This is a genomic window from Dyella sp. SG609, assembly GCF_012275375.1.
Taxonomy (GTDB): Bacteria; Pseudomonadota; Gammaproteobacteria; order Xanthomonadales; family Rhodanobacteraceae; genus Dyella_D; species Dyella_D marensis.
The window spans coordinates 65,535-89,074 of sequence record NZ_JAAZQJ010000009.1; the positions used below are offsets into that span (position 1 = coordinate 65,535).

At 66.6% G+C, this 23,540-nt stretch carries 19 protein-coding genes; 6 read left to right on the top strand and 13 right to left on the bottom strand.

The window, feature by feature from the left end:
* Window positions 1-94: 94 nt before the first annotated feature.
* Window positions 95-796, bottom strand: coding sequence for a helix-turn-helix transcriptional regulator (locus FHW85_RS16125; RefSeq protein WP_168648930.1), 702 nt, complete (start codon window positions 794-796; stop codon window positions 95-97).
* A 376-nt stretch (window positions 797-1,172) separates the two neighbouring features.
* Between FHW85_RS16125 and FHW85_RS16130 the strand changes: the two genes are divergently transcribed.
* Window positions 1,173-2,528, top strand: a complete 1,356-nt coding sequence (locus FHW85_RS16130) for a Fic family protein (RefSeq protein ID WP_208399734.1) — start codon at window positions 1,173-1,175, stop codon at window positions 2,526-2,528.
* A 55-nt stretch (window positions 2,529-2,583) separates the two neighbouring features.
* Here FHW85_RS16130 and FHW85_RS16135 read toward each other — a convergent pair whose 3' ends face one another.
* The gene (locus FHW85_RS16135) at window positions 2,584-4,815 is read right to left on the bottom strand and encodes an NADP-dependent isocitrate dehydrogenase (RefSeq protein WP_168648931.1); all 2,232 of its coding nucleotides are present in this window, start codon (window positions 4,813-4,815) and stop codon (window positions 2,584-2,586) included.
* Between the two features lie 260 nt (window positions 4,816-5,075).
* Between FHW85_RS16135 and FHW85_RS16140 the strand changes: the two genes are divergently transcribed.
* A complete protein-coding gene (locus FHW85_RS16140; protein ID WP_210427827.1) occupies window positions 5,076-5,558 on the top strand; it encodes a cupin domain-containing protein in 483 nt (160 codons plus the stop codon).
* Window positions 5,559-5,627: 69 nt separating this feature from the next.
* Here FHW85_RS16140 and FHW85_RS16145 read toward each other — a convergent pair whose 3' ends face one another.
* The 5 genes from FHW85_RS16145 to FHW85_RS16165 form a co-directional block, all read right to left on the bottom strand.
* Window positions 5,628-6,131: a hypothetical protein gene (locus FHW85_RS16145; RefSeq protein WP_168648889.1), complete on the bottom strand. Its 504-nt coding sequence runs from the start codon at window positions 6,129-6,131 to the stop codon at window positions 5,628-5,630.
* Window positions 6,132-6,145: 14 nt separating this feature from the next.
* Window positions 6,146-6,439 (bottom strand): LysM peptidoglycan-binding domain-containing protein, encoded by a 294-nt coding sequence (locus FHW85_RS16150; RefSeq protein WP_167254982.1) that lies wholly within the window; start codon window positions 6,437-6,439, stop codon window positions 6,146-6,148.
* Window positions 6,440-6,575: 136 nt separating this feature from the next.
* The gene (locus FHW85_RS16155) at window positions 6,576-9,707 is read right to left on the bottom strand and encodes an efflux RND transporter permease subunit (protein WP_168648932.1); all 3,132 of its coding nucleotides are present in this window, start codon (window positions 9,705-9,707) and stop codon (window positions 6,576-6,578) included.
* Between the two features lie 217 nt (window positions 9,708-9,924).
* A complete protein-coding gene (locus FHW85_RS16160) occupies window positions 9,925-13,170 on the bottom strand; it encodes an efflux RND transporter permease subunit (protein WP_167254978.1) in 3,246 nt (1,081 codons plus the stop codon).
* 105 nt (window positions 13,171-13,275) lie between these two features.
* A complete protein-coding gene (locus FHW85_RS16165) occupies window positions 13,276-14,538 on the bottom strand; it encodes an efflux RND transporter periplasmic adaptor subunit (RefSeq protein ID WP_168648933.1) in 1,263 nt (420 codons plus the stop codon).
* A gap of 368 nt (window positions 14,539-14,906) precedes the next feature.
* Here FHW85_RS16165 and FHW85_RS16170 point away from each other — a divergent pair, with 368 nt between their 5' ends.
* Entirely contained in the window at window positions 14,907-15,428 is a 522-nt protein-coding gene (locus FHW85_RS16170; protein WP_167254974.1) for a c-type cytochrome, read from the top strand.
* A gap of 125 nt (window positions 15,429-15,553) precedes the next feature.
* Here the strand turns inward: FHW85_RS16170 and FHW85_RS16175 are convergent, their stop codons facing one another.
* The 3 genes from FHW85_RS16175 to FHW85_RS16185 are packed head-to-tail and all read right to left on the bottom strand — an operon-like array spanning window position 15,554 to window position 16,777.
* On the bottom strand, window positions 15,554-15,850 hold the full coding sequence (locus FHW85_RS16175; RefSeq protein WP_167254972.1) for a type II toxin-antitoxin system RelE/ParE family toxin: 297 nt from the start codon (window positions 15,848-15,850) through the stop codon (window positions 15,554-15,556).
* A complete protein-coding gene (locus FHW85_RS16180) occupies window positions 15,847-16,122 on the bottom strand; it encodes a YlcI/YnfO family protein (protein WP_167254970.1) in 276 nt (91 codons plus the stop codon). Before FHW85_RS16180 ends, FHW85_RS16175 begins: the two co-directional genes overlap by 4 nt.
* Before the next feature lie 49 nt (window positions 16,123-16,171).
* Window positions 16,172-16,777: an ACP phosphodiesterase gene (locus FHW85_RS16185; protein ID WP_168648934.1), complete on the bottom strand. Its 606-nt coding sequence runs from the start codon at window positions 16,775-16,777 to the stop codon at window positions 16,172-16,174.
* A 57-nt stretch (window positions 16,778-16,834) separates the two neighbouring features.
* Between FHW85_RS16185 and FHW85_RS16190 the strand changes: the two genes are divergently transcribed.
* Together FHW85_RS16190 and zapE are read left to right on the top strand one after the other, a co-directional pair.
* Window positions 16,835-17,527 (top strand): alpha/beta fold hydrolase, encoded by a 693-nt coding sequence (locus FHW85_RS16190; protein ID WP_167254966.1) that lies wholly within the window; start codon window positions 16,835-16,837, stop codon window positions 17,525-17,527.
* 23 nt (window positions 17,528-17,550) lie between these two features.
* Window positions 17,551-18,666: a cell division protein ZapE gene (gene zapE, locus FHW85_RS16195; RefSeq protein ID WP_168648935.1), complete on the top strand. Its 1,116-nt coding sequence runs from the start codon at window positions 17,551-17,553 to the stop codon at window positions 18,664-18,666.
* 163 nt (window positions 18,667-18,829) lie between these two features.
* Here zapE and FHW85_RS16200 read toward each other — a convergent pair whose 3' ends face one another.
* Window positions 18,830-20,044: a serine protease gene (locus tag FHW85_RS16200; RefSeq protein WP_168648936.1), complete on the bottom strand. Its 1,215-nt coding sequence runs from the start codon at window positions 20,042-20,044 to the stop codon at window positions 18,830-18,832.
* 90 nt (window positions 20,045-20,134) lie between these two features.
* Window positions 20,135-21,007, bottom strand: coding sequence for a serine protease (locus FHW85_RS16205; RefSeq protein ID WP_168648937.1), 873 nt, complete (start codon window positions 21,005-21,007; stop codon window positions 20,135-20,137).
* A gap of 262 nt (window positions 21,008-21,269) precedes the next feature.
* On the opposite strand from FHW85_RS16205, the gene FHW85_RS16210 reads away from it, so the two are divergent.
* Window positions 21,270-22,598 (top strand): amidohydrolase, encoded by a 1,329-nt coding sequence (locus FHW85_RS16210; RefSeq protein WP_246866795.1) that lies wholly within the window; start codon window positions 21,270-21,272, stop codon window positions 22,596-22,598.
* A gap of 20 nt (window positions 22,599-22,618) precedes the next feature.
* Here FHW85_RS16210 and FHW85_RS16215 read toward each other — a convergent pair whose 3' ends face one another.
* Complete coding sequence (locus FHW85_RS16215; RefSeq protein WP_168648938.1) at window positions 22,619-23,479, bottom strand: alpha/beta hydrolase; 861 nt, start codon at window positions 23,477-23,479, stop codon at window positions 22,619-22,621.
* Between the last annotated feature and the right edge of the window lie 61 nt (window positions 23,480-23,540).

Genomic DNA, 23,540 nt, shown 5'->3' on the forward strand with positions numbered 1-23,540 from the left:
CGGAACGTAGGTTGGGGTGAGCCATAGGCGAACCCCAACACCGCCAGCTCCAAGCGCAGCGCAACGTTGGGGTTCGCCTGCGGCTCACCCCAACCTACAACGGGGTGTCCAGCCTCACGCCCAGCGAGGACAGACAACGCAGGCCGTCGGCGCTGGGCACCAGCGCACGGCCCTGCGCGGCGCGGCGCAGCCAGCCCGCATCGAGCATGGCCGACGTCATCGCCACGCCGAGCGGGCCGCCCACGTGCAGGCGGCGCTCGGTCCAGTCCAGGCAGCCGCGGCCGTGCAGGCGCAGCAGCTGGCCGGTGGCTTCGAGTTCAAGACCGGCTTCGGTCAGCGCCCGCGCACCGGCGGGCAGCAGGCGCAGGCCTTCGCTGGCCGCTTCCAGGTAGTCGCGCGCCAGCAGGCTTTCGCACAGCGCCACACCGAGCTGGCCGGCGAGATGGCGATAGCAGGTGCGCGCGCGGCGCACCGCCGCATCGGCGGACGTCTTTGGCGGCGCGCTGCGCGTGCGCGGCATGGCGAGTGCTTCGAGCATCGCCGAGACTTCATCGTCGGCAAGGCGGTAGTAGCGGTGGCGCCCCTGCACGTGCAGCGCCAGCAGGCCGCCGTCGAGCAGGCGCTTCAGATGCGCGCTCGCGGTGGCCGCACCCACGCCGGCCACGCGCGCCAGCTCACCCGCCGGGCGTGCGGTGCCATCCGACAGCGCCAGCAGCATCGCCGCACGCGCGGGCTCGGCCAGCAGCGCACCGACTTCGGCGAGCTGGTAGCGGGTCATGGCGGGGGCGTCGGACATGCGGTGCAGTCTAGTCGGGGGAAGGATGCAGACGGTTCGTTCGAGAGCGAAGAGTGGTCACGCGCCATCGCGCCGGACGAGGCCTCGACCGGTCCATCTTTCTGGTTGCCCATGCGGCGGGGAGATGCGGAAATTTGGGACGTGCGTTGGCTTGGAGAGGGAACTGGCGGCTTCAGCGCGCCCCGTTGCAGTCCCCTCCTGCTGGCGTGATCTGACGCGATCAAGGTGAATCACTTCACAATGACGTGATTGTGACGCAATCCGCCGAAATCACGTCATGATGACGGGGTTCTGATAAAATCACGTCATCGCGGCCGAACGAGCGGCCAATCCGCGCTCCAGGCCGGCCTATCAGCCAACTACGGAAACCAGGCCCATGGAAACCAGCCGAGCGCTCGTGCTCCAGGCGATGCATGACCTTGCGGCAGGCGGCAAAGGATGGGCATCGATCACGGAGGTGGCTGCGCAGGCGAACGTGTCCGTATCCACGGCGCTGCGCCAACTCGGCCGGCTGGTCGACAGCGGGGACGTGATCACGGAAGGCAGGGCGCGCGCCACTCGCTACGCGCTCGCCGCCGGGCCGCGCCAGGCTCCTGTCAACCAGATCCATGACCGGCCAGATCCACCGGCTGGAGACATTCCCTGGTCACCCGCTGCCATTGCCCTGTTGCAAAAGCTTGCGGCCCCCATGACGGCGCGCGAACCCGTGTCCTACCGGCGCGCGCTGCTGGACGGCTACAGCCCCGGTATCAGCTCGCTGCTGCCGCCGAAGCTTGCTGCCGAACTCCTGGCCGAAGGCCGATGGCCCGACCAGCAACCCGCTGGCACCTACGCCCGAAAAGTGCTCGAACAGCTCCTGGTCGAACTCTCCTGGTCGTCTTCCAAGCTGGAGGGGAATACCTACTCGCTGCTCGATACAGAACGACTGTTCCAGCAAGGCGCGCACGGCACGGACCAGGATGCCGTCATGCTCTTGAACCATAAGCGCGCCATCGAGTTTCTGGTCGACGACGGTCCGATGCGCGGCCTCACCACGTCGACGGTGCGCAATATCCATTCGCTGCTCATGGATGGTCTGATGCCGGAAGCCCAGCTGGGAACGATCCGCACCACGCCCGTGTACATCACCGGAACCACGTTTATTCCGCTGCAGGTTCCGCATGTACTGGGCGAGCTGCTCGATCTTATCGTGGCGAAGGCGCGTGCGATTCCCAATCCGATCGAGGCGGCTTATTTCCTTTGGGTGCAGATCGCGTACCTGCAGCCCTTCATCGACGGCAATAAACGAACAAGTCGCATCTGCGCCAATATTCCGCTCACCCTTTACAACTGCTCGCCGCTGGCTTTCATGGATGTCGGACGCCACGAGTATGCGCAAGCCATGCTGGGCATCTATGAATTCAACGACTTCAGCGCGGCCACCGACCTGTTCGTCTGGACCTATCGGCGGTCCATCAAGCGATACCGCACCATCATGGAATCCATGGGCTCGCCCGATCAGCTCGCAGTGCGCTACAGGGCAGCTTTGACGTCTGCCATAGGCATGATCGTGGGCGAAGGCGCGACCGTGGGCCACGCGGTTGAAGCCCAAGGCTTGAAGCATGAGGAGGCGGCACCGTTCCGCAGCCTGCTCGAAGAGCGCCTCGATTCGCTGCAGCCATACAACAGCGCCAGGTATCGCATATCGGAGGAACGGGCGCGACGGTGGATCGATGCCGGGCGCCCGAGATAGGTGCATGAAAAAGGGCGCCATCGAGGCGCCCCTTCTTCATCGCGGCAGGCCGTGCTTACTTCGCCAACCCATCCACCACCGCATTGAACGTCGCGCTCGGGCGCATCGCCTTGCCGAGCAGCGCGATGTCCGGGTGGTAGTAGCCGTGGATGTCCACCGCCTTGCCCTGCGCGCCGTTGAGCTCGCCGATGATCTTGTCTTCGTTCTCGGTCAGCGCCTTGGCCACCGGCGCGAACTTCGCCTTCAGCTCCGCATCGTCGTTCTGCCCGGCCAGGGCCTGCGCCCAGTACATGGCCAGGTAGAAGTGGCTGCCGCGGTTATCCAGTTCACCGACCTTGCGCGCGGGCGACTTGTTGTTGTCGAGGATCTTGCCGTTGGCCTGGTCCAGCGCCTTGGCCAGCACGCCGGCCTTGGCGTTGTCGTAGCGATTGCCCAGGTGCTCGAAGGAGGCGGCCAGGGCCAGGAATTCGCCCAGCGAATCCCAGCGCAGGTAGTCCTCTTCCAGGAACTGCTGCACGTGCTTGGGCGCCGAGCCGCCGGCGCCGGTCTCGAACAGGCCGCCGCCGGCCATCAGCGGCACGATCGACAGCATCTTGGCGCTGGTGCCCAGCTCCATGATCGGGAACAGGTCGGTGAGGTAGTCGCGCAGCACGTTGCCGGTGACCGAGATGGTGTCCTGGCCCTTGCGGATGCGCTCCAGCGAGAAGCGGGTGGCCTCGACCGGCGACAGCAGGCGGATGTCCAGGCCGCTGGTGTCGTGGTCCTTGAGGTAGCGCTCGACCTTGGCGATCAGCTGCGCATCGTGCGCGCGCTGCGGATCCAGCCAGAACACGGCCGGCGTGCTGCTGAGGCGCGCGCGGGTGACGGCCAGCTTGACCCAGTCCTGGATCGGCGCGTCCTTGGTCTGGCACATGCGCCAGATGTCGCCGGCTTCCACCGCGTGCTCCAGCAGCACCTTGCCGGCATCGTCGATCACGCGCACCACGCCGTCGGCGGCGATCTGGAAGGTCTTGTTGTGCGAGCCGTATTCCTCGGCGGCCTGCGCCATCAGGCCCACGTTCGGCACGCTGCCCATGGTGGCGGGGTCGAAGGCACCGTGCGCCTTGCAGTCCTCGATCACCGCCTGGTACACGCCGGCGTAGCTGCGGTCGGGGATCACCGCCTTGGTGTCCTGCAGCTTGCCCTGCGCGTTCCACATCTTACCGGAGTCGCGGATCATCGCCGGCATCGAGGCGTCGACGATCACGTCGCTGGGCACGTGCAGGTTGGTGATGCCCTTGTCGGAATTGACCATCGCCAGCGCCGGGCGGCGCGCGTACTCGGCCTGGATGTCGGCGGTGATTTCCGCCTGCTTGTCGGTCGGCAGCGCGTTGAGGCGGGCGTAGAGATCGCCGATGCCGTTGTTCGGATCGAAGCCGATCTGCTTGAGCGTGTCGGCGTGCTTGGCCAGCACGTCCTTGTAGAACTCGCTGACCACGATGCCGAACATGATCGGATCGGAGACCTTCATCATGGTCGCCTTCAGATGCAGCGAGAACAGCACGCCCTGCTGCTTGGCATCGGCCACCTGGGCGTCGACGAAGGCGGCCAGCGCCTTGCGGCTCATCACGGCGGCGTCGATGATCTCGCCCGCGCTGATCGCGGTCTTGTCCTTCAGCACCGTGCTCTTGCCGTCCTTGCCGGTCCACTCGATCTTCACCGAGGTGGCCTGGGCGACGGTGGCGGACTTCTCGCTGCCGTAGAAATCGCCGCCGTCCATGTGCGCGACGTGCGACTGCGAGTCTTGGCTCCACGCGCCCATCTTGTGCGGATGCTTGCGCGCGTAGTTCTTCACCGAGAGCGGCGCGCGGCGGTCGGAATTGCCTTCGCGCAGCACCGGGTTCACCGCGCTGCCCTTGGTACGGTCGTAGCGCGCCTTGGCGTCCTTCTCCTGCTCGTTCTTCGGCTCGTCCGGGTAGTCCGGCAGCGCGTAGCCCTGCTGCTGCAGTTCCTTGATCGCGGCTTTGAGCTGCGGCACCGAGGCGCTGATGTTCGGCAGCTTGATGATGTTGGCGTCCGGCGTGGTGGCCAGCTGGCCCAGCTCGGCGAGATCGTCGGCGATCTTCTGCTCGGGTTTCAGCAGGTCGGGGAACTGGGCCAGGATGCGGCCGGCCAGCGAGATGTCGCGCGTTTCCACGGCGATGCCGGCGGAACCGGCGAAGGCTTTGACGATCGGCAGCAGCGACTGCGTTGCAAGGAACGGCGCTTCGTCCGTGAGGGTGTAGATGATCTTCGGGGTGTTGGACATGTCTGGCCTCTTGCAACGACGTTGACAGGAAGGGGGGCGCCGCTGGACGGCGGGCGGAACCGGTCACATGGCGACGGCATCCGCGAAAGCCAAGCATTGTCGCGTTTTCGCCGGGGGGACGGAACCGCTGCGGCACGCGTTTGCCCAATACTCCGAACAAGACGTACGGCGCGGTATGGGATCGGGCAAGCGACCGGCGCATGGATACGCCCCACGAAACATCGGACCATGGCCCGACCCCCGATCCGCAAGGACACGCCATGCCCCGCCTCGTCCAGGCCTTCCTCGCCGTGCTGGCACTGACGGCCGCCGCCAGCCCGGCCCCGGCCGCCGAAAGCACCACCCTGCTCAAGACCACGCGCTCCTGGGACGGCACGCCCTACCCGGCCTACGCGTCCGGCCAGCCGCAGATCACCGTGCTGCGCATCGTCATTCCGGCGCACAGCACGCTGGCCTGGCATCACCATCCGGTGATCAATGCGGCGTATGTGCTCAAAGGCGCGCTCACGGTGGAGAAACGCGCCGAAGGCGCGAACGCCACCTGCTCGCTTGCCGAAGGCGAGGTCTTGCCCGAGCTGGTCGGCCAGGTGCATCGCGGCTACACCGGCGAGCAGGCCGCGACCCTGATCGTCTTCTATGCCGGCACCGAAGGGGCGGACATCACGGTGCCAGATGTGCTGCCGGCGCGGGACACGCCCGCGCGCGCCGCCCCGGCCTGCCATGAGCTGGCCACCCGCGGCTGAGCGTGCGCCTGAAACGACGAAGGGCGCGGTCTCCCGCGCCCTTCGTGACGACTGCATGATCCAAGCCGGTTACTTCACCGAGAAATCCTTGGTCCCCGCCGGCTGCCCGTTCAAGGTGACGTCCACCTTGTAGTTGCCGGCCGGCCAGCCGTCCGGCTTGCTGATCTCGAACGAGGTGGTGGCCGGGCCGATGGGGGCGATGGTCTTGCTGTCTTCCTTCACCGTCTGGCCGTCCTGGTAGGTCCACTTCACCGCGATGGTGGCATTGCCGCTGCCGCTGGTGCTCACGGCAGCGTAGATGCTGTCCTTCGGCGTGAAGGTGGTGGTGGCGGTGGTGACCTTCTGGTCGGCGCCGACGGCGCTGCCCAGGTCGATCGAGACCAGGCTGACGGCCGGCGCGGGCGCCGGGGCGGCCGCGGGCGGTGTGGCCGGCTGTGCGGCGGTGGCCGCGGGTGCGGCGGTCGGCGCGGCGGCGTCTTCTTTCTTGTCGCAGGCGGCCAGGCTCAGGGTGGCGGCGAGCGCGAAGGCGATCAGGTACGGGGTCTTACTGATCTTATTGGCGGTGATCTTCATGCGTGTCTCCTCTCTCAGTCCTTGGCGGGGATCTTCAGCACCTGGCCCGGCTTGATCAGGTCAGGATTGCTCAGCTGGTCGCGGTTGGCGTCGAAGATGCGTTTCCAGTCGGCGTTGCCGTAGAAATGCTTGGCGATCTTCGAAAGGTTGTCGCCGGCGACGACCGTATAGGTCTGGTCTCCATCCGGCGCGGTCGAAACGACCTTGCTCTCCACGTTGCTGAAGTCCGCCTTGGGCGCGTCGGGCGCCGTCGACTGGACATCGCTTTGCACGTTGGAGAAATCGGGTTTTCCTGTTTCATTGCCCATCGAACACTCCTCCTTCCCGAAAGGAGCGGGCAGTGTTCCGAGTTGGGGGTTAACGCGCCGTTATTGGTTGGCAGGCGCATTCAGGCGGGCGGGTGGCGCTGTTGGGGTTCGCTCGCGCTCACCCCAACCTACGAGGCTACGAGGCCCGCACCACGGCCTGCCGCGAGCGCTCGCGGCGGCGTGCGCGCGCCGCCTTCCAGCGATCGGCCAGGCAGGTGAAGATCACATACAGCGCAGGCGTGCTGAGCAGGGTCAGGCTCTGCGAAATGATCAGGCCGCCGATCAGCGCGATACCCAGCGGGCGGCGCAGCTCCGAGCCTTCGCCCAGGCCGATGGCGATCGGCAGCGCGGCCAGGATCGCCACCATGGTGGTCATCATGATCGGGCGGAAACGCACCACGCAGGCTTCGCGCGCCGCTTCCAGCGGTGACTTGCCGTGTTCGCGCTGCGCCACCAGGGCGAAGTCGATCATCATGATCGCGTTCTTTTTCACGATGCCGATCAAGAGCACCAGGGCGATCTGCGCGACGATCGACAGCTCCGTATCGGTCAGCCACAGCGCCAGCAGCGCGCCCATGCCCGCCGCCGGCAGCGTGGAGAGAATGGTCACCGGATGGATCAGGCTCTCGTAGAGCATGCCCAGCACGATGTACACGGTGACTACCGCCGCCAGCAGCAACAGCAGCATGCCGCCCTGCGACTGCTGGAAGCGGCGGAAATCGCCGCCCACGTTGAGGCGGATGTCGCCGGGCATGCGCATATTGGTGACGGTGGCCTGCACGATCTGCATCGCCTCGCCCATGCTGACGCCGGGGGCGAGGTTGAAGCTCAGGTCCATCGTCGAATACTGGTTCTCGTGCGAGATGGTGGACGGCGCCACGCCCGGCTGCTGCCGCGCGAACGCGGTGAGCGGCACCATCTCGCCCTTGGTGTTGGCCACGTACAGGCGGTTGATGGCTTCGGGCGTGGCCGTCTCATTCGGCAGCGCATTGAGCACCACCTTGTACTGGTTGATGTCCGAGTAGATGGTGGAGATCTGGCGCTGGCCGAAAGCGTTGTACAGCGCGCTGTCGATGGTGCCGATGCCCACGCCAAGGCGCGCGGCCTTGTCGCGGTCGACCACGATGTTCTGGCGCAGGCCGGCATCGTCGATGTCCGAGCCCACGTCCTTCAGCTTGGGATTCTTCTTCAGCTCGTTGACCAGCTTGGGCAGCCAGGCCTGCAGCTCGTCGATGTCGTTGCCCTGCAGCGAAATCTGGTACTGCGCACCCTGCCCGCTGCCGCCGAAGCCGCCGCTGGGCAAGTCCTGCAGCGGACGCAGGCGCAGGTTGAGGTCGGGGAACTTGGCGGCCTTCGCGCTGAGGCGGTCCAGCACCTGGAAGGTGGTTTCGCGGCGGCCTTCGGCGCGGGTCTTCAGCTCGATGCTGAAAGAGCCGCTGGTGCCGGTGCGGCTGGTGCCCAGGCGCGAGCTCACCGACTTCACCGCCGGGTCGTTCTGCAGCATCGCGGTGATGCGCTCCTGCCGCTTGATGGTCTCGCCGAACGACACCGTGGCACTGGACGTGGAACGCCCCCAGATCAGGCCGGTGTCCTGCTGCGGGAACAGGCCGGTACGCACGGAGCCGGCCAGGAACACGGTGGCGACGATCAGCGCCAGCGGCGTCAGCGCGAACAGCAAGGTGTGGCGCAGCGAGAAATTCAGCGCCGTGGTGTAGACCGCCAGCATGCTCTCGTGGAACTTGTCCAGGGCGCGGTCGAGGCGCGACGGCTGCTTGCGCTTCTTGTCGTCGTGCGCGCGCAGGAAGCGGCCGCACAGCGAGGGCGTCAAGGTCAGCGACACCAGCATCGACATCACGATCGCCGCCACCAGGGTCAGCGTGAACTCGTGCATGAACAGGCCGGTGAAGCCGCTGGCGAACAGCAGCGGAATGAACACGGCCACCAGCGAGGCGGTGATCGACACGATGGTGAAGCCGATCTCGCGCGCGCCCAGCAAGGTGGCCTCGAAGCGCGACAGGCCTTCGTCCATGTGCCGGATGATGTTCTCGATCACCACGATCGCGTCGTCCACCACGAAGCCGATCGCGATCACCAGCGCCAGCAAGGTGAGGTTGTTGAGCGTGTAGCCCATCAAATACATGCACACGAAGGCGCCGGCCAGCGACAGCGGCACCGCCACCGCGGCGATCAGGGTGGGCGCGAGCCGGCGCAGGAACAGCGCCATGGTCAGCACCACCATGGCCAGGCTGATCAGCAGTGTCGCCTGCACCTCGTGCAGCGAGGCGCGGATGGTCGGCGTGCCGTCGAAGTACGGCATCAGCCTGGTGCCGGGCGACAGGAACGAGCGCAAGGTCGGGATCAGCTCGCGCACCGCGTCGACCGTGGCGATCACGTTGGCGTCCGACTTCTTGTACACATACATCAGCACCGCCGGCTTGCCCTGGTACCAGGCCGCCTGGAAGGCGTCCTGCTGGCCGGAATAGACCTTGGCCACGTCCGACAGCCGCACCGGCGTGCCGTTGCGCGTGGCGATCACCAGGTCGGCGAATTCCTCGGCCGTGTGCAGGTTGTCGTTGGCGGTGATCGCCATCAGGGTCTGGCCGTTGTCCAGGAAGCCCTGCGGCGAAGTGACGTTGGCGGCGATCAGCGCGTTGCGGATCTGGTCGGGCGACAGGCCCATCGCATTGACCGCGCGCAGGTTGAGGTCGACGCGGATGGCCGGCGTCGCCGCGCCGGCGATATCCACCGAGGACACGCCTTCGAGCTGGCGCAGGCGCTGGGCCAGCAGCGAGTCGGCCACGTTGTAGAGCGCGGCGGCCGATTGCGTGTCCGAGGTGAGCGCGAAGGCGATGATCGGGTCGTCGTTCGGGTTGGCCTTCTGGTAGCTCGGCTGGCTGGTCAGGCCGGTGGGCAGGTCCGGCTGCGCGGCATTGATCGCCGCCTGCACGTCGCGCGCGGCGGCATCGAGGTTGCGCCCGCTCTGGAACATCAGGAACACCGAGGCGCTGCCTTCGGAGCTGCGCGAGCGCATGGTGTCGATGCCCGGCACCTGGCCGAGGTGGCGCTCCAGCGGCGCGGCCACGGTGGAGGCCATATTGCTGGCGTCCGCGCCGGACTGAGCGGCCTGCACGAAGATCACCGGGAACTGGATATCCGGCAGGGCGGCCACGCCCAGCAGCGAATAACAGATCACGCCAAGCACGAACACGCCGATGGCGAGCAGCGAGGTGCCGATGGGACGGCGGATGAACGGGCCGGAGATGTTCATGCGGTAAGCGTAGCGGGGGAATGGCCGGCGCGGCGCAGGCGTCGGGCGAGGCGGGGTTTCATCAACTGAACGCACCGGCCGGGTATCGGTTGAACATGCGGGCCGGGGCCTTCTGGCACTGGTGCGGATCGCCAGGCCCAGGACGCCGAAAGGGGCGGAGCCTTCCGGCTCCACCCCTTGAACGCGTTACCGCGTGGCTCTTGCGGCCCTGGCGGCCTCACGCCGCCGCGCTTCCGCCGGTCGCCGCGCGTTCGAGCGCGCGGCGTTCGCGGCGCACCCGCAGCCAGTCGGAGAAACGCTCCATGTACAGGTAGATCACCGGCGTGGTGTACAGCGTGACCAGCTGCGACAGCAGCAGGCCGCCGACGATCGACACGCCCAGCGGACGGCGCAGCTCCGCGCCGATGCCGTTGCCCAGCGCCAGCGGCAGGGCGCCGAGCATGGCCGCCGCGGTAGTCATCATGATCGGGCGGAAGCGCAGCAGGCAGGCGCGGCGGATCGCTTCCGGCGGACTCATGCCGGTGCGCTGCGCCTCGATGGCGAAGTCGATCATCATGATCGCGTTCTTCTTCACGATGCCGATCAGCAGCACGATGCCGACGATGCCGTCCACCGACAGGCTCATGCCGCACAGGATCAGCGCCAGCAGCGCGCCCACGCCGGCCGGCGGCAGGGTGGAGATGATGGTCAGCGGGTGGATGTAGCTTTCGTACAGCACGCCCAGCACGATGTAGATGACCACGATCGCGGCGAGCAGCAGCAGCACTTCGTCGCCCAGCGAGGAGGAGAACTCCGCCGCCTTGCCGATGAACTGGCCGCGCACCTGCGGCGGGAAATTCTGCTGCTGTTCGATCTCGTGGATCGCCTTGACCGCGTCGGACAGCGAATAGCCCTGCGCCACGTTGAACGACAGCGTCACCGCCGGCAGCTGCTGCTGGTGGCTGACCACCAGCGGCGCGCTGGTCACTTCGGCATTGGCCAGCGAAGCGATCGGAATGGTGCCGCCGGCGCCGACCTGGAAGCCGACGTTGCCGGTGTTGCCGATGCCCGCCGGCGTGGCCGAGTTGCTCGACGCCACCTGGCCGAAGGTGGTGGCGTTGCTGCCGGTGAGCGCGCCGTTGCCGTTGCCGCGCACGGTGAGCTTGTTCAGCAGGTCCTGGCTGGTGCGGAATTCCGGCGCGACTTCCATCACCACGCGGTACTGGTTGAGCTGGGTGAAGATGGTCGAGATCTGGCGCTGGCCGAACGAGTCGTACAGCGTGTCGTCGATGGTCTGCACCGGCACGCCCAGGCGGCTGGCCTTCTCGCGGTCGATGGTGAGCTTGAGCGCGTTGCCGCTGTCGGCCAGGTTGTTGTCCACGTCCGACAGTTCGGGGCGCTGGCGCATGGCCTGGGTCATCTGGTTGGCATAGCCGGCCAGTTCCGCCGAGTTCACCGCGGACATCGAGTACTGGTACTCGGTGGCGGCCACGCGGCTGTCCAGCGTCACGTCCTGCACGGGCTTGAGGTACAGCGCCACGCCGGGGATGCCGGCCACGGTCTTCTGCAGGCGCGGCAGGATGTCGTCCAGGCCGCCGCGGTCGCCGCGGTCCTTCAGCACGATGCTGAGCTGGCCCTGGTTGAGCGTGGGGTTGATCGAACCGGCGCCGATGAAGGCCGCCACGCCGCTCACGGCAGGGTCCTTGCGCAGCGCCTCGGCCACGGCCTGGGTGCGCTGCTCCATCTGCGGGAAGGCCACGTTCTGATCGGCCTGCACCACGCCGGTGATCAGGCCGGTGTCCTGCTCGGGCAGCAGGCCCTTCGGAATCACCACGTACAGGAACACGGTGACCACCACGGTGACCAGCGCCACGAACATGGTGAAGCGATGGTGGTCCAGCACCCAGCCCAGGGTGCGGTCGTACAGGTCGACCGTGCGCGACCACACCGTGCGCTTGCCGGCGGCGGCATGGCGCTCGTGCGCGTCGTCGCCTTCCGGCAGCGCGTCGGGCTTGAGCAGGTAGGCGCACATCATCGGCGTCAGGGTCAGCGACACCAGCATCGAGATGGCGACCGCGATGGTCAGCACCCAGGCGAATTCGTGGAACAGGCGGCCGGTGACGCCGGGCATCAGCAGCAGCGGCAGGAACACCGCGATCAGCGACACGGTCAGCGACAGCACGGTGAAGCCGATTTCCCTGGCGCCGATCTCAGCCGCTTCCTTGCCGCTCTTGCCCTGCTCGATGTAGCGGACGATGTTCTCGATCATCACGATCGCGTCGTCGACCACGAAGCCGGTGGCGACGGTGAGCGCCATCAGCGAGAGGTTGTCCAGCGACATGCCGGCGAAGGCCATCACGCCGAAGGTGCCCATCAGCGACAGCGGCACCGCCACCGACGGAATGATGGTGGCCCACAGGCGGCGCAGGAACACGAAGATCACCGCCACCACCAGGAACACCGTGAGCACCAGCGTGAACTGCACGTCCTCCACCGAGGCGCGGATGGTCACGGTACGGTCGGCGAACACGTCCAGGTGCACGTCGGCCGGCAGCACGCTGCGCAGCTCCGGCATGATCCCGCGGATGTGCTCCACGGTCTGCACGATGTTGGCGCCCGGCTGGCGGCGCACGTCCAGCAACACCGCCGGCTTGCCGTTGGCCCAGGCGGCGAGCTGGTCGTTCTCGACGCCGTCGATCACCCGCGCCACGTCGGACAGGCGCACCGGCGCGCCGTTCTTGTAGCTGATGATGGTGTTCTTGTATTCGGCCGCGTCGATCAGCTGGTCGTTGGTGCCGATGCTGTAGCTCTGCGTCTTGCCGTTGAGCGTGCCCTTGGGCGCGTTCACGTTGGCCTGGGTGAGCGCGCTGCGCACGTCCTCCATGGTCAGGCCGAGATTGGACAGCTGCGCCGGATTGACCTGGATGCGCACGGCCGGACGCACGTTGCCGGCGATCGAGACCAGGCCCACGCCCTGCACCTGCGACAGCTTCTGCGCCAGGATCGAGTCGGCGATGTCGTTGATATTGCGCAGCGGCAGCGTGTCGGAGGTGAGCTTCAGCGTGAGGATCGGCGCGTCGGCCGGATTCACGCGGTTGTACACCGGCGGATACGGCAGGTTGTTCGGCAGCGTGCCCTTGGCCTGGTTGATCGCGGCCTGCACGTCCTGCGCGGCGATGTCGATGTCGCGGTCCATGGCGAACTGCAGCACGATGGTCGACAGGCCCGCGGAGGAGTCCGAAGTCATCATCGCCAGGCCGGAGATCTGGCCGAAGTTGCGTTCCAGCGGCGTGGTGATCAGCGCCGCCATGGTGGACGCGCTGGCGCCCGGATACTGGGTGGTGACCACCAGGCTGGGCGCGTCGATTTCGGGCAGCGCCGAGACCGGCAGCTGGCGATAGCCCAGGATGCCGAGCAGCATCACCGCCACCATCAGCAGCGAGGTGGCGATCGGCCGGCGGATGAAGAGCGTCGAGAATCCCATGGTTACCTGGATGGCCGTCCGTTGTGGACTTCAAGGCGCGGCGCGTCTATGCGCCGCGCGTGGCGCCGGGCGTCGCGCTCATGGCGCGCGCCCGGCCGGTGTGGCTTAGCCGCCGCGGCGGCCGCCGCCGTTGCGCTGACCCTTCTTGCCCTGCTGCTGCAGCTCTTCGGCGGTGGGCGCGGCCGGCACTTCGCCCGGCTTGAGGCCCTTCACCTTGCTGCCCGGCTTCAGGCGGAACTGGCCTTCGGTGACCACCTGGTCGCCTTCCTTCAGGCCCGTGCCGATCATCACGTGGCTGTCGCCGACTTCGCCGGCCACCTTCACCGGCTGCATCTTGACCGTGCTGTCGGCCTGCATCTGGTAGACGTAGTCGCCGTCCGGACCGCGCTGCACCGCCTGCGACGGGATCACCAGGCCGCCGGCCACGGTGCGCACCTGCAGCCGCACGTTGACGAACTGGCCGGGCCAGAGGTCGTTCTTCTCGTTGGCGAACTGCGAGCGCAGGCGGAAGGTGCCGGTGGTGGTGTCGATCTGGTTGTCGATCACCTTCAGCTCGCCGCCGTCGGCGATCGGATGCGCGTCGACGCGGTCCAGCGCGGTGACCGCCAGCGGCGTGCTGCTGTCGCGCACGGCATTGCGCACCATCTCCAGGTTCTGCTCCGGCAGCGTGAACATCACGTAGATCGGATGCAGCTGGGTGATGGTGACGATGGTGCTGGTGGTGGTGACCAGGTTGCCCGGGTCGACGCCGCGGATGCCGGTGACGCCGTCGATCGGCGAGATCACCTTGGTGAAGCCCAGCTGCACCTGCGCGCTGGCGATCGCCGCCACGTCGGCCGCGACCGCGGCCTGGTACTGCGACACCTGGTTGCGCTGGGTGTCCAGGTCCTGCTTGGAGATATAGCCCTGCGGCGCCAGGTTCTGGCTGCGCGCCAGGTTGGCGCGCGCGGTGGCGAGCAGCGCCTCGTCCTGCGCCTTCTTGCCCACGGCCTGCTGGTAATTGGCCTGGAAGGTGCGCGGGTCGATCTCGGCGAGCACGTCGCCCTGCTTCACTTCCTGGCCTTCCTTGAACTTCAGGCTCATCAGCTGGCCGGACACCTGCGGATTGATCGTCACGGTGTTGAGCGCCTGCACGGTGCCCAGCGCGGTCAGGTAGACCGGCACGTCACGCTTGACCACCGGCTCGACCGTCACCGGCACCGGGGCTTCCTTGTCCTTGCCTTCGCCGCCCTTGCCCGGGCCGCCCTGGCCGTTGCCGGCCGCCTGTCCGCCCTGGCCTTCGCCCGGCTTGTGCAGCAGACGGAAACCGACTCCTCCGACGATGATCACGGCGATCACGATCAGCGCGATCTTCCAAAAACGCGACATGAAAAAAGCTCCTGGATGATAGGCGGGCCCCTACCCGACCCCGCCGCGCGCGGTTGCGCGCCTGTTTTGATACGACGGCGAAAGGATAGGGGCAGTTCAACGAAAAGGGACAATGCCAGTTGACAGGGGGGGCGCATGACCGATGGCAGGGATGAGCCGCGCCACTATGCGGTCCGACGATGTCCGTCCGGTGTCGGCATGAGGGACCGGACCGGCCCGCATCCGGTTCCCTCGCCGCCCATGGTGCCATGGCTGGAAGACAGGCCGGTCCGTTCGTCTATAATCCGGGACTTCATTGCCTGAACCCGCGGTCCGGCCAGGCCCGATGGTTCGCCCACCGAAAACGGGAGTATTGCGTGAGCGGTTCCATGACCAAATCCGACCAGAGCTTCATGCGCAGCTTCTCGTTGCTGATCGCTGGCCTGGGTGTGCTGACGCTGCTGCTGATCGGCGGCGCTTGGATGATCTACGACGCCGAACCCAAGGAAACCAATCCGGACGCGGCCAAGAAGGTGGCCGAGCGCATCGCTCCGGCGGGCGCCGTCTACGCCGGCGACACCGGCCGCGCCGCCATGCAGGCCGCCGCCGACGCCGCCGCCAAGGCCGCCGCCTCGCAGGTCGCCTACGGCGGCAGCACCGACGGCAAGACCATCTACGACAACCTCTGCCACAGCTGCCACACCGCCGGCGTGGCCGGCGCGCCGAAGCTGGGCGACAAGGGCGCCTGGGGCTCGCGCATCGCGCAGGGCGTCGACACCCTGGTCAAGCACGCCATCGAGGGCTACCACGGCCCGGACGGCAACTTCATGCCGGCCAAGGGCGGCAACCCGGCGCTCACCGACGAGCAGGTGAAGAACGCCGTGCATTGGATTGTGGATCAGGCGAAGTAAGCCAGCTTCAATCGGATCAAAGCAAAACGCCGCCCACAGGGCGGCGTTTTTCTTTCGCCCCTTCTCCCCGCCGGGGAGAAGCTTGGGATGAGGGGGACTCGCGGAGACGCCCGTCAGCTCCCATTTCAGTGGTAGTCGTCCTCACGCTGATGCCTCACCGCGAGCACATGCACCTCGCTCCCGCGGATCTCGAACAGCGCCACATAGCCCGCATCGCCGAAGCCGATCAGCAGCTCGCGCAGGAACGGGTCGGACTCGTCCGCCTTGCGGCAGGCGTAGGGAAAATCCTTAAGCAGCTCGGTCGCCTTGGCGACAGCGGCAAGCGCGCGCCCGGCTGCACGACGGTCGCGGCTGAGCAGGATGTCGAAGCAGCGCAGCAGGTCGTCGCGGGCTTCTTCCGTGAAGCGGACGCGACAAGTCACTCATCGCCCTCGTGCCGGGGCGCCGCCCCAAGCCGGGCAGAGAGCTGGCCCAGCATGTCGTCGGCCTCGACGTAACGGCCACTGCGCTGCGCCTTCTCCGCCGATGCCCGCCCGCGCTCGATGAACTCGCGCTGGGCGGTGCGCCGGTGGATCTCGGCACGCAGCGAGGCTTCGGTGAAGGCCGACAGGCTTTCGCCCTGGTGGAGCACGCCCAGCACCTGTTCGCGGAATTCGGGGTCGACGCGCAAGGGAGGAATGACCGCTGTCTTCATGGATGGAGCGCCATGTATAGCAATTGCTATGCAGCTTAGCACAGCCTTTTCAGCGCAATCCGGAGACTTCCCCATGGGCGATCCAGTCCGCCGCAAAGTCCCGCAGCTGCGGAAAGAACGCCTCGAAGCGCTCGCGCAGTTGCGGCTCCAGCTCCACCAGCACGGGCATCGCCTCGCCCACCGGATTGGCCCGGCTCAGGCGCGCCGACACACCGCGCAGCGCGCGCTCGATCTCGGTGCGTTCGGCGTAGCCGGCGGGGAGATCGTGGGCTTCCATATAGATAAGGAAGCGCTTCAGTCCGTCCGGCAGCAGGCCGTGGTGCCGGTGCAGCAGCGCGCGCAGTCCTGCGGAATACGTATCCAGCGGCTGGCCGCTCCAGCGCGCGAAATCCCGCGCCAGCTCATGGTCGAACCACATGTCCAGCAGGATCCCGCCGAAGCGGCGGTAGGGCGAAGGCAGCAGGCGCCGCGCTTCGGCCACCTCCGGATGGGCGTCGGTGTAAACGTCGATCGCACGGTGCAGGCGGATGCCGTCGATCACCCGCGCCGGAAACCGCTGCGGATCGGGCGTCCCATGCACGAAGTCGCCCAGCATGCCGCCCAGGCGCAGCTCCTCGTCATCACCCGCCAGCAGGGCATGCGCAAGATGGTTCATGTCCGAGCTTTCCGCACGAGCGGGCGGCGGACCGGCCCGGCGGTTATCATTCCGCGTATGACTCCCATCGCCTTCCCCAACGATCCGGATCAGTTCCCCGGTGAAGAAGCCAGCTTCGCGCTGAGCGGCCCAGCCGGCAAGCTCGAAACGATCAGCAACGTCGCCGAGCCGGCCGACGCGCGCCGCGGCGTGGCCGTGATCTGCCACCCCAACCCCGTGGAAGGGGGCACCATGCATAACAAGGTGGTGACCATGGTGGAGCGCAGCCTGCGCGAGCGCGGACTGGACACGGTGCGCTTCAACTTCCGCGGCACCGGCGAATCCGAAGGCCAGCACGACTACGGCAACGGCGAGCGTGACGACCTGGCCGCCGTGGTGCGCTGGGTGCGCACGCGGCGGCCCGGCGATGCGCTGTGGCTGGCGGGGTTCTCGTTCGGCAGCTATGTGACCCTGCGCAGCGCGGTCGAGCTCGATGCGGACGCGCTGATCAGCATCGCGCCGCCGGTGGCGCGCCGCCATTACGAGTTCGACGCCATTCCGCTGCCGTCCTGCCCCTGGCTGGTGGTCATGGGCGAGAGCGACGAAGTGGTCGATCCGCAGGCGGTGTTCGACTGGATCGACAGCCTGCACAAGAAACCCGAACTGGTGCGCATGCCGGACACCGGGCATTTCTTCCACCGCCGCCTGATGGACCTGCGCGGCGCGATCAAGCATGTGGTGCAGGACTGGCTGCCGCCCCCGCGCGGCTGACGCGCCCTTCCGCGATTTCTCCCATGAGCGAAACACTTACGATCGCGCCAAGCGCGCGCTACCAGGAAGGCGTCGCCGCGCACCGCTGGGAAAGCGACCCGGCCCAGCTGGCGGTGCTGCCCGAATTCGACCGCATGCACGCGGCGCTCACCGCCGCCCGCGAAGAGAACGGCGGCCTGTTCGGACGGCTGAAGTCGCTGCTCGGCGCCGAGCCGCGCGAAGCCGTGCCGGGGCTGTACCTGTGGGGCAGCGTGGGCCGCGGCAAGACCTTTCTGATGGATCTGTTCGTGGCCAGCCTGCCGCAGGGCATGGCGCTGCGCCGCCACTACCACCGCTTCATGGGCGAAGTGCACGAGCGCCTGCGCGAACTGGGCAATCGCCAGGATCCGCTGCCGGAAGTGGCCGAGGGCATCGCCGCGCGCTGCCGCGTGCTGTGCCTGGACGAGTTCCTGGTCAACGACATCGGCGACGCGATGATACTGGGCACCCTGCTGGAAGCGCTGTTCGCCCGCGGCGTGAGCCTGGTCACCACCTCCAACACCCAGCCGAAGAATCTCTACAAGGACGGCCTGCAGCGCGCACGCTTCCTGCCGGCGATCGCCCTGCTGGAACAGCAGTGCCACGTGGTGGAGATGATCTCCTCGCGCGACTGGCGCCTGCGCGCGCTGACCCAGGCGCCGGTGTACTTCACCCCGCCCAGCGCCGAGGCGGAGCGCTCGCTGGCCCGCATCTTCAGCACCCAGGCGCAGGGCGAAACGACGGAAGGCGGCGACATCGTGGTCAACGACCGCGCCATCCCCGTGCGCAAGCGCGCCGAAAACATCCTGTGGTTCGACTTCGACGCCCTGTGCGAAGGTCCGCGCGCCGTGGCCGACTACATCGCCATCGCCAAGGCGGGACCTGCGGTGATCGTTTCCAACGTGCCGCAGTTCAGCATCTACAGCGAAGATGCCGCGCGCCGCTTCGTGCTGCTGGTAGATGAGTTCTACGACCGCCATGTGAAGCTGATCCTTTCCGCTGCAGCGCCAATCACCGAGCTGTATGACGGCGAGCGGCTGCGTGCGGAGTTCGGGCGTACGGAGTCGCGGCTGATCGAGATGCAGAGCGAGGAATACCTGGCTTCACCGCATCTGGCGTGAACGAGCCTGTCACCGGTTAACCGATCGCACTGCTGCCCCGCGTCCCCTGGCTCGTTGGCATGCCTGCGCATGCCAACGAGCCAGGGTTTTGCGTTGCCACCCGAGTCAAGCGGCATGCATCGCATCGCCATCCCTGTCTCGGCAAGCCGCAGAAAAGCGGCTCCTAGCGACGGCCCGAACCGACCATAGGCAGTTGCTTACCCGGCCCCGCCTTCACCCAGATAAACTTCAGACTGTTCCACAGCTCGCCCGAACTAAGATCGACATATGCAGTAGGTGCTCCCTGCGCTGCGCAAGGAAGACCACCGAATGAGACCACCCCGATCTGGTAGACGCGGCCACCGATACTACGAATGATGGGACTGCCACTGTCGCCATGACAGGCTCCTTGTCCGCGCACTCCAGCGCAGAAATAAGTGCTCAGATCATCGCCATATGCGGCCGCACACTCGTCGTGTGCCAGCAAAGGCACGTCCACCGCACGCAATCGATCCGGAAAAAAGGGGATATCCGGATCCGTGTTGCCCCACCCCATCACCGTTACAAATTGACCGGGTCGGTACAAGGCATCGCTGCTCAGCGTGGGCAAGCTGACCGGGACGACGCCGCTGACGGGTGCGTCAAGAAATATCAGCGCCAGATCGGAGTCCGGGACCGTGCTGACCGCTACCGCGCTGACGCCTCGCCGCTGCGCTCCAATGTCGTCTGAAAGCAGGGTTTGCCCGATGGTGACCGAGAGCCCTGCCGCATTTCCGTCGGTTACGTTGTTGACACAATGCGCAGCGGTAATCACCACGTCCCGGTAATAAAGCGACCCTCCGCAGAAATGCGACCCGCCAGATTGCAGGGAGGCCATGAACGGGTACTTTCCCCTGGAGACCTCATGACCACCAATGATGCGCGGATCGATGCGAGGACTGTTCTCGACGGATATCTGCGGCTTCGCAAAAGCCAGGCTCGCAGTGGTGAGAGCGAGCATGCTGGCCATCCAAGCCATGATGCTGACGATTGCCTTCTTGTTCGAACGCATTTGCATGGAACTTCTCCAGGTCATGGAAGAGAGATTAGCCATTGCATTGCGATAAGCCCGCTGAAAGCCAGCCGCTTGCGCGGCTACAAGTAAACACATAGCCTTTGCTTCCTGGATATCGCAGAAGTACGAAAGTTTTCTCTGACATGCAGCCATGAAGCTAGCCTCTTCCGCTGCTGTGCCGATCACTGGCCTGTACCACGGGAGCAACTGCGTGCGGAGTTCGGGCGCACGCAGTTGAAGTTGGTCGAAATGCGGAGCGAGGAAAATCTCGCGTCGCCGCATCTGGCGTGAGGAGACGGTTACCAGGAGCGGATCACTCCGGGCAGCCGTGCCCTCCTCGACCATGGCGTGCCTGCAGGTACGCCATGGTCGTGCATTGCCGCCGAGCCACGGCTTGCATCGCCGTTCCGCCATACGGCTGCTTGGGAATCAGGCCTAGCGACGGTTCGATCCGACGGTATGCAGTCCTTTTCTCCGCGCCGGTTGCACCCAGATAAACCGCAGGCTATTCCACAGCTCGCCTGAGCTGAGGTTGGCATACACCCCAGGCGCACCCTGCTCCGCGCATCCCTCGCCGAACGAGACGACGCCGATTTGATAGACGCGGCCGCCAACGCTGCGAATGATCGGTCCGCCGCTATCGCCCTGGCAGGAATCCTTGCCACGGACACCCGCGCAGAAATGGGTGCCCAGCTCGTATCCCTCGTAGCTGGCGGCGCACTCCTCCGGCGCAAGAATGGGCACATCCACTTCCCGAAGCCGATTGGGGAAGAACGGCAGCTCCGCATCGGTATTGCCCCAGCCCATGACCGTTGCCGTCTGCCCGGGCCGGTACAAGGCATCGCTGCCCAGCGTAGGCAAGCTGACCGGGACGACGCCACTGACCCGCTTGTCCAGAAACACCAGAGCCAGATCGGACGCCGGGAGCGTACTGATCGCCACTGCCCGGATCCTTCGCCGCTGCGCGCCGATGCCATCCGAAAGCAGGGTCTGCCCGATGGTGACCGTGTGCTCCGCCGCGTTGCGATCGGTTACATCGTTGACGCAATGAGCAGCAGTAATCACCACATCCTGGCGATAAAGCGATCCACCGCAGAAATGCTGCCCGTCGAATTGCAGCGAAGCCATGAATGGGTACTTCCCCCTGGATACTTCATTGCCGCCGATGATGCGCGGATCGATGCGCGGGTTGTTTTCCACGGATGCCCGCGGCGTGGCGAAAGCGAGACTCGCGGCGGTGAGCGCGAGCATCCCCGCCATCCAGGCCATGACCCTGACGGCCATCTTCTTTCTCGAACGCATTTGCATGGGACTTCTCCAGTTCATGGAAGAGGATTAGCAACTGCATTGCGATAAGCGTGCAGAACGCCAGTGCTTACGCGACTATGAGTAGACGCTCAGTCGCGCCTTTCAGATATCGAAGAAATACGAAAGTTGTCCCCGACATGTCAGCTTCGCGGCGCGCGGCACACTGCATATCCGGAATACTCCCAATTGCCGCTCTCAAAGCCGCCATCGATGCAGCGCTGCGCATACGCTTCGCAGCGGACATCCACGCCGGAGAATGCTCATGATGCGCAGCGCCTTGCTCATGCTGTCCCTTGCCGCCGTATCGGCCGTACCTGTCCATGCCACCGATGTGGCGCAAAGCATTCAGGACGAACTGCCCCAGGTCGTCGCATGGCGCCACGACATCCACCAGCATCCCGAACTGAGCAATCGCGAGACGCGCACCGCCGCACTGGTTGCCGCGCAGCTGAAGAAGCTCGGCCTGGACGTGCGTACCGGCATCGCGCACCACGGCGTGGTGGGCGTTCTCAAAGGCAGCAAGCCCGGGCCGAGGCTGGCAATCCGCGCCGACATGGACGCGCTGCCGGTCACGGAGGAAACCGGCCTGCCGTTTGCCTCAGCAGCGCTGGGCGAATACCGCGGCAAGTCCACCGGCGTGATGCACGCCTGCGGCCACGACGCGCACACGGCCATGCTGCTGGGCGTCGCCACCGTGCTCGCCGGCATGAAGCAGGAGCTGCCGGGCGAGGTGATGTTCGTCTTCCAGCCGGCGGAGGAAGGAGCGCCAGCGGGCGAGCAAGGCGGGGCCGCGCTCATGCTGAAAGAAGGCGTGTTCCGCGACTTCGCACCGGATGCCGTATTCGCCATGCATGTGATCAGCACGCTCAACGTCGGCACGGTGGCGCTGCGGCCGGGACCCGCGCTGTCCGGGGCGGACGGCTTCAAGCTGGTGGTCCACGGACGCCAGACGCACGGCGCCATGCCGTGGAACGGCGTCGATCCCATCGTCACCGCGGCGCAGATCGTCGAGCAGGCGCAGACCATCGTCAGCCGCCGGCTGGATATCGGCACGCTGCCGGCCGTGCTCAGCTTCGGCATCGTCGAAGGCGGTACGCGCCACAACATCGTGCCGGACAAAGTGGAACTGCAGGGAACCCTGCGCAGCTTCGATCCCGCCATGCGCCAGCAAGCCATCGACCATCTGCGCGGCATCGCCGAACACGTGGCCGCCGCGAACGGCGCCACGGCGGAACTGCAGATCCCGATGGGCGACAGCTATCCGGTCACGGTCAACGACGCCGCATTGACCGCACGGGTACGCAGCAGCCTGGTCAAGGCGGTCGGCCACGCGCATGTGGTCGAGGCTCCTCCGGCCATGCCCTCGGAGGATTTCGCTTATTTGGCCAAGGAAGTGCCCGGCGTGTACTTCTTCGTCGGCGCCACGCCAGCCGGCCAGGATGCGGCGAAGGCGGCAGCCAATCATTCGCCGCGGTTCTTGATGGACGAGGGCGCCCTGAAGGTAGGCATGACCTCGATGCTGCAGGCGGCGCTGGACTATCTGCAGGCCCCAGCCACCGAAACGGATCACCAGGGGCAAGCAGCGAGCTGAGCAGGGGGATGGAAAGCCCGCTACTCGTCCGGCTTCTGGCGAACCGACACGCCCGCCAAAGCCGGTGGCGTGCCGCAGCGGCCGGAGCGCAGCGCATCCAGATAAGCCGACACCAGCGTCGTCGTGCTCTTCTGCGCACCCGCGGCGAACTGGCCGCCGCCTAAGTTCATATGGTTGGCGCCATCCACCACGGCCAGCCAGCGGCAGCCCGGCCCCAGTCCATCGAAGGCCTGCATGCGCCAGCGGTAGTCGCCGCCCAGCCCCTGGTCCCGCGTGCCGGTGACCAGCAGCGTGGGCGCGGCGATCGGTGCCCATGCGCCTTCGGGGAACACCGGTCCCGGCCCTTCCGGCGATAAGGCCACATAGGCGTCGAAGCTGCCCTTCGGCGCCAGCCCCAGCTTGTTGTGCGCACCGGCTTCCAGCATCACCGTGATCGCGCCCATCGAATGGCCGAGCAGCGCCTTGAACGATGCGTGGCAGCGCTGTTCCGACCACGCCAGCGCCGCGTCGATGTCGAGAAAGCGGGCCCGATAAGCCGGCGCATCGGTAACCAGGGCGGTGATGCCGCCCTTGAAGCCATCGCTGCGCAGATCCTGCTTCAGCACCGGCAGGCCGCTTTCGCGGTGCCCCATCACCACCACGCGCCAGCCGTCGGCGCTCAAGGCCTCGCCTACATAGCGCAGGCCCTGCTCACTTCCGCCGGCACCGTGCGACACCAGCAGCAGCGGCGGGCAGGTTTTCGCCGCGGCAGGCTCGTACACCATCAGCGGCGTGCTCGCGCCATCGGAACGCGGCACCTCGATGCGTTCCGCGGCCCAGGCCTCCACGGTGGCTGCCAGCGCCAGCAGTACGGCCACGATCTTCGGCGACGTCGTCGACATGCTTCACTCCCCTTCGATGGCCTGCACTGCGGTAACGTGGCGGCCTTTCCTGCACGGAGCC

What these genes read in the sequence shown, in the direction of transcription:
- FHW85_RS16200 (WP_168648936.1), bottom strand. Translation starts at nt 20,044, where the DNA reads ATGGTCGAGGAGGGCACGGCTGCCCGGAGTGATCCGCTCCTGGTAACC.
- FHW85_RS16215 (WP_168648938.1), bottom strand. Translation starts at nt 23,479, where the DNA reads ATGTCGACGACGTCGCCGAAGATCGTGGCCGTACTGCTGGCGCTGGCA.
- FHW85_RS16125 (WP_168648930.1), bottom strand. Translation starts at nt 796, where the DNA reads ATGTCCGACGCCCCCGCCATGACCCGCTACCAGCTCGCCGAAGTCGGT.
- FHW85_RS16185 (WP_168648934.1), bottom strand. Translation starts at nt 16,777, where the DNA reads ATGAACCATCTTGCGCATGCCCTGCTGGCGGGTGATGACGAGGAGCTG.
- FHW85_RS16150 (WP_167254982.1), bottom strand. Translation starts at nt 6,439, where the DNA reads ATGGGCAATGAAACAGGAAAACCCGATTTCTCCAACGTGCAAAGCGAT.
- FHW85_RS16170 (WP_167254974.1), top strand. Translation starts at nt 14,907, where the DNA reads ATGACCAAATCCGACCAGAGCTTCATGCGCAGCTTCTCGTTGCTGATC.
- FHW85_RS16130 (WP_208399734.1), top strand. Translation starts at nt 1,173, where the DNA reads ATGGAAACCAGCCGAGCGCTCGTGCTCCAGGCGATGCATGACCTTGCG.
- FHW85_RS16135 (WP_168648931.1), bottom strand. Translation starts at nt 4,815, where the DNA reads ATGTCCAACACCCCGAAGATCATCTACACCCTCACGGACGAAGCGCCG.
- FHW85_RS16140 (WP_210427827.1), top strand. Translation starts at nt 5,076, where the DNA reads ATGCCCCGCCTCGTCCAGGCCTTCCTCGCCGTGCTGGCACTGACGGCC.
- FHW85_RS16165 (WP_168648933.1), bottom strand. Translation starts at nt 14,538, where the DNA reads ATGTCGCGTTTTTGGAAGATCGCGCTGATCGTGATCGCCGTGATCATC.
- zapE (WP_168648935.1), top strand. Translation starts at nt 17,551, where the DNA reads ATGAGCGAAACACTTACGATCGCGCCAAGCGCGCGCTACCAGGAAGGC.
- FHW85_RS16145 (WP_168648889.1), bottom strand. Translation starts at nt 6,131, where the DNA reads ATGAAGATCACCGCCAATAAGATCAGTAAGACCCCGTACCTGATCGCC.
- FHW85_RS16190 (WP_167254966.1), top strand. Translation starts at nt 16,835, where the DNA reads ATGACTCCCATCGCCTTCCCCAACGATCCGGATCAGTTCCCCGGTGAA.
- FHW85_RS16180 (WP_167254970.1), bottom strand. Translation starts at nt 16,122, where the DNA reads ATGAAGACAGCGGTCATTCCTCCCTTGCGCGTCGACCCCGAATTCCGC.
- FHW85_RS16205 (WP_168648937.1), bottom strand. Translation starts at nt 21,007, where the DNA reads ATGCAAATGCGTTCGAGAAAGAAGATGGCCGTCAGGGTCATGGCCTGG.
- FHW85_RS16210 (WP_246866795.1), top strand. Translation starts at nt 21,270, where the DNA reads ATGATGCGCAGCGCCTTGCTCATGCTGTCCCTTGCCGCCGTATCGGCC.
- FHW85_RS16155 (WP_168648932.1), bottom strand. Translation starts at nt 9,707, where the DNA reads ATGAACATCTCCGGCCCGTTCATCCGCCGTCCCATCGGCACCTCGCTG.
- FHW85_RS16160 (WP_167254978.1), bottom strand. Translation starts at nt 13,170, where the DNA reads ATGGGATTCTCGACGCTCTTCATCCGCCGGCCGATCGCCACCTCGCTG.